At 41.3% G+C, this 5,484-nt stretch carries 4 protein-coding genes; 3 read left to right on the top strand and 1 reads right to left on the bottom strand.

Going from position 1 to position 5,484, the window contains the following annotated elements; all coding sequences use genetic code 11:
* Window positions 1–469: 469 nt before the first annotated feature.
* The gene (locus EXT43_RS14095) at window positions 470–943 is read right to left on the bottom strand and encodes a DUF721 domain-containing protein (RefSeq protein ID WP_055022438.1); all 474 of its coding nucleotides are present in this window, start codon (window positions 941–943) and stop codon (window positions 470–472) included.
* A gap of 816 nt (window positions 944–1,759) precedes the next feature.
* On the opposite strand from EXT43_RS14095, the gene EXT43_RS14090 reads away from it, so the two are divergent.
* The 3 genes from EXT43_RS14090 to EXT43_RS14080 all read left to right on the top strand — a co-directional run bounded on the left by EXT43_RS14090 (window position 1,760) and on the right by EXT43_RS14080 (window position 5,393).
* Window positions 1,760–2,647: an NTP transferase domain-containing protein gene (locus EXT43_RS14090; protein WP_130167251.1), complete on the top strand. Its 888-nt coding sequence runs from the start codon at window positions 1,760–1,762 to the stop codon at window positions 2,645–2,647.
* 41 nt (window positions 2,648–2,688) lie between these two features.
* Entirely contained in the window at window positions 2,689–3,768 is a 1,080-nt protein-coding gene (locus EXT43_RS14085; RefSeq protein WP_130167250.1) for an aminoglycoside phosphotransferase family protein, read from the top strand.
* A gap of 221 nt (window positions 3,769–3,989) precedes the next feature.
* Entirely contained in the window at window positions 3,990–5,393 is a 1,404-nt protein-coding gene (locus tag EXT43_RS14080) for an MBL fold metallo-hydrolase (protein WP_130167249.1), read from the top strand.
* The last annotated feature ends 91 nt before the right edge of the window (window positions 5,394–5,484 follow it).

Here is a 5,484-nt window from a genome sequence, read left to right as displayed (position 1 = left end):
TGGTTAGTGGTTAGTGGTTAGTGGTTAGTGGTTAGTGGTTAGTGGTTAGTGGTTAGTGGTTAGTGGTTAGTGGTTAGAACAAAGTAAAATACATTTCATTCGTAGCAAGTTCTTTGTTTAATTACACAAAAAATAAAACCCCCCTCTCGATCAACTGATATCTAACTTCTGAATTCTAACTGCTAAAAAATCTGACTTCTGATATCTAATCTCTATTATAAAACCATCGCGCGAAATAAATTTCACGCCTACATCAAACGTAGGCGTCACGCTTGCTTGGCGCGACTGCCATACAACACGAATCATGCTTATAAACACATAACCAACAGGCGATGCTGAGAAGCTCAAAACTGACAGCTGAAAGCTGATGGCTCCTTAAATTTCGGCACTAAAGTGCCTCCTATGAGCTAGACCCACAAACCGCACCGTTCAACTTAAAACTTGCAGCTTATAGCTTAAAGCTATGCCTTTATTTCTTCCGCCCATGCTGTGCTAAACGCTCTAACTTGGCTTTTAAAGAAGGAGGGGCATCTGCGGCGATGGCGCTGAGGTAATCGGCTGTTTGTTCGCTCATTTGGCGCTTCGAAACAGGCTTTTGCTCTGGCTTATTTGTTGCCGATAAGCGCTGAGTTGCTTGTGGGTTTGCGGTAATTTTAATTTGCCCAAGCTCTACCATGCCAGCTGCACGAAAATGCGAAAGCATATCCATTTTTAAGTAATTTAAACGCAGTGCAATCGGTGCCGAAACCGCTTCTATCATCAAAGTACCATCACGGTAATTACTTACTCGGCATTTTTTTGAAAGTGTTTCACCTAAAAAGTCATCAAGAATCGTTTGTTGAGAAGACAAGCCTTGGGTTTTACCAGCATAAGATGCCAAGCGACCACTCAAGCCCGCCATAATATCGCCAACAGCCTTTGGCGCGTATCTATCTTTTGCCATTAATCGTCTACCTAAAAGGGTTAATCACCACAAAGAGAATATACCACCTACGTAAATATGAAGCTATTAGGTTCGAAAACAGTGGTTAGTGGTTAGTGGTTAGTGGTTAGTGGTTAGTGGTTAGTGGTTAGTGGTTAGTGGTTAGTGGTTAGTGGTTAGTGCAAAGTAAAATACATTTCATGTGTAGCAAGTTCTTTGTTTAATTACACAAAAAATAAAACCACCCTCTCGATCAACTGATATCTAAATTCTGAATTCTAACTACTAAAAAATCTGACTTCTGATATCTAATCTCTATTATAAAACCACCGCGCGAAATAAATTTCACGCCTACATCAAACGTAGGCGTCACGCTTGCTTGGCGCGTCTAACATTCAACACCAAACCTGCAAATCAATAAAGAACCAACAAACCACACCGCTCGGCTCAAAACTGACAGCTGAAAGCTGATGGCTATAAATTCTCTTCCTCTATGCTCTCTGTGTCCTCTGTGGTTAGAAAAAGATCTTTAATTCACAAAGAGGCTAAGAGACGCTGCGCTTTAGAGAAAACAAAAAGCATTATTATCACTTCCTCATTTTCTTCTCGTTTATTTCTCTTTGTGCAAATATTTTCGCGCGAAATAAATTTCACGCCTACATCAAACGTAGGCGTCACGCTTGCTTGGCGCGTCTAAAGTTCAACACCAAACCGGAAAATCATTAAAGAGCCCACAAACAACACCATTCAGCTTATAGCTTACAGCTTAAAGCTTCTCTTCCTCCTGCGTGATTGTTTCTGGTACACTTTTCCTTTGTTTTTTATTTAACTTTCGCGATGACTCAACACTCTCTTACTTTAATCGTATTGGCTGGCGGGCTAGGTAGCCGCTTTGGCGGAAACAAACAGATTGCCGAAATACCAGGGCTGGGCTGTACCATCATGGAGCTTAGTATTCAGGATGCGGTTAAAACGGGTGTGAGCCAAGCGGTGATCATCATTAATAAAAAAATTCGTGCTGAGTTTGAAGCGACGATTTTACCGCGCCTGCCTAAGTCACTCGAAGTAATCCTAGTTGAGCAAGCAATTAGTGCAGTGCCACATGGTTATGAGCACTTAACTGCTGAACGCCAAAAGCCATGGGGTACAGGTCATGCATTACTTTGCGCAAAACCCTATGTAAATAACCCTGCTATTGTCATTACCGCCGATGACTATTATGGCGAGTCTTCTTTTACCATTATTAGCGAACACTTCAAACAGCATAGCAATTGGGCGATGGTAGGCTACCCAATAAAAGATACCCTATCCGAAGAAGGTGGTGTAAATCGAGGTGTATGCTCTGTTGATAGCCACCAGCATTTAACTGATGTGGTCGAGTACCTAGATATTAAACTCGAAAATAATGTTTTAAAAGGCAACAATCCACATGGTGAGAGATTACAAATTGCCGATGATGCTCTAGGTTCTATGAGCTTTTGGGGAATAACACCTAGTTTATTTAATGACTTAGAAACAGGCTTTATTGAGTTTTTAGAAAATACTGACAACGGTGTCACGAAAGAGTATTATTTACCAAATGAGATACAACTCGCGATTCAAGATAACCGCCAAGCTGTAACCGTTTATACTGCACAAGAGCCATGGTATGGCGTAACCTACAAAGCTGAACTGAATGCAATAGCACACACTTTATGTCAGTTACGTTGTAAGCTAAACGATTAAACCCTCGCCTCTTCTTGCAAAAAATAAGTAATGGAAAATTAATGAAGTCTAATCCTGTTGCAACTTATCTTTCTGAGCACTTTGGCTTAAGTACAGATAACGTAACGCTAAAGCCAATTGGCAATGGCCACATCAACACAACCATGTTACTTAAATCAGAAGAAAACGCCTTGGTTGTGCAAAAGTTAAATACCGATGTGTTTCCTAACCCTGAGCACCTAGTTGAAAATGCACGACTAATTGAGCAGCACCTTAGTGAAAAACACGACAATGGTGAATACAACCTAGAAATTATTCGTCATGTTCCAACTATCGAAAGCGACTTTTTAGTTGAATGCGATCAAGGTGTTTGGCGTGCACTCGAATTTATTGGCGGCAGTTATAGTGAAGATGTTGTAGCAACTATCTCGCAAGCACAAACTGCAGCCAATGCATTTGGACAATTCGCGCTAGCACTACAAGACTTTCAGGCTGAACAGCTGCATCATGTGATCCCTGACTTTCATAACTTAGCGATGCGTTTTGACGCTTTCAAAAAAGTCATCGAAAAAGATCCTGTAAACCGTGTGGCCCTTTGCCAAGACGACATCGATTTTTGTTTAGCTCAACAATCTTTAGTTGATGAGTTAAAACAACTTGAAGGAAACATTCCTTTAAGACCATGCCATAACGACACAAAAATCAACAACATGCTGTTTTGCACGCAATCTGATGATGCTAAAGCAGTCATCGACCTCGATACCTGTATGCCTGGTTATTGGTTATTTGATTTTGGCGATATGGTGCGTACCTTCTGCTCTCCTGAGCAAGAAGACTCTACCAACCTAAGTAATGTGCGTGTTCGTGAAGAGATCTTCGCCGCCATCGTTAAAGGTTATGTTGAACCACTACAAGATGTGATCACCGACGCCGAAAAAGAAAGCTTTTGGTTAGGCACCAAGGTCATGACCTTTATGATTGGCCTGCGCTTTTTAACAGACTTTATTGATGGCGATAATTACTTTGCCACCAAACATGCAAACCACAACCTAGAACGCGCACGCAACCAGTTTGCTTTATATCGCGATATTCTTGAAAAGGAACATACGTTAAAAGCGATATTAGAGATAAATAAGGGGTAAAAATATAGTGGTTAGTGGTTAGTGGTTAGTGGTTAGTGGTTAGTGGTTAGTACAAAGTAAAATACAATTCATGTGTAGCAAGTTCTTTGTTTAATTACACAAAAAATAAAACCACCCTCTAGATCAACTGATATCTAACTTCTAAAATCTAACTACTAAAAACCTGACTTCTGATATCTAACCACTAAAATAATATCTAGCCTTAAAATCAGGAGATTATTATGCATATAAAACACCACGGAGCGGTGAAAGGCGTAACAGGGTCTTGCCACCAGCTATTTATTGATGACACAAATTCTGTACTTGTTGATTGTGGGCTATTTCAAGGGGAAGACAGTAAACAAGACCTAGCTATTGAGTTTGATATATCAACGGTAAAAGCGCTGATTGTCACACATTGCCATATCGACCATGTTGGTCGCATACCCTACTTACTTGCCGCAGGCTTTAAAGGACCTATTTATACTTCAGCCGCTACTGCTAAGCTACTGCCTATGGTGATTGAAGATGCTTTAAAAGTGGGTGTAACACGGGACGAAGTAATGATCCGCACTTGCTTAAAGTTACTCAAACAACAGATTGTCTCTCTTGATTTCAACAAATGGTACTGCATTCCCGAAGGAGTGGGCTTTAGCCCCGAAAAAGCAGCCTCAAGCAATCAAAACCCCTTATATAAACTTCGTCTGCAACGTGCTGGGCACATTTTAGGCTCTGCCTATGTTGAAATTGAGCTAGGCAAAAAACCAAACTCGCATAGAGTGGTATTTTCTGGTGATTTAGGTGCACCTTACACGCCATTATTACCAACGCCAAAACCACCTTACCGCGCCGATACATTGGTTATAGAATCAACCTATGGTGATAAAAACCATCAAGGTCGCAAAGAGCGTGTAGCCGTTCTTAAAAAGATTGTAGAGCGTGCAGTAAGCGATAATGGCGTGGTACTCATACCGGCTTTTAGCATTGGCCGAACTCAAGAGCTGCTCTATGAGTTTGAACAGCTTATTCATTCTGCAAGCAAGCGCTCTATGTGGCATAAACTGCAAATTATTGTAGATTCGCCAATGGCAGCTAATTTCACAAATGAATATTTACACTTTAAAGAACTGTGGGATAACGAAGCAAAAAAACGCGTAAAACAAGGTCGCCACCCGCTTGACTTTAACCAACTACACACCATTGATAGCCACCAAGAGCACCTTGCCTTGATTAACTTTTTAGCCTCAAAACATCAGCCGGCAATAATCATTGCTGCTAGCGGTATGTGTAATGGCGGCAGAATAGTTAATTACCTAGATCGGTTTTTACCCGACAAAACAACCGATGTCATTTTTGTTGGCTACCAAGGGCAAGGAACATTAGGCCGAGAGATTCAAAAGTACGGCCCTCGCGGCGGCTATGTATTTATCGATAATCAAAAAGTAATGATTAAAGCGCAAATTCATACCATTAGCGGCTACAGCGCCCATGCAGATCAAAAAGGATTAATCAGATTTGTCACCGGCATGCGCAAAAAGCCAAGTTTAATCAAAATTGTCCACGGCGATGATCAAGCCAAACAGGCACTAGCAGAAAAGCTTAAAGCAGAGTTAGGCGAAAGAGTAGAAATAGTGGTTAGTGGTTAGTGGTTAGCGAGTAACGAGTTGCGAGTTGCGAGTTGCGAGTTGCGAGTTGCGAGTTGCGAGTTGCGAGTTGCGAGTTGCGAGTTGCGAGTTG

It is taken from the genome of Pseudoalteromonas sp. CO109Y, assembly GCF_004208935.1.
GTDB classification, from domain to species: Bacteria; Pseudomonadota; Gammaproteobacteria; order Enterobacterales; family Alteromonadaceae; genus Pseudoalteromonas; species Pseudoalteromonas shioyasakiensis.
This window is presented reverse-complemented; position numbering and strand designations above follow the sequence as displayed.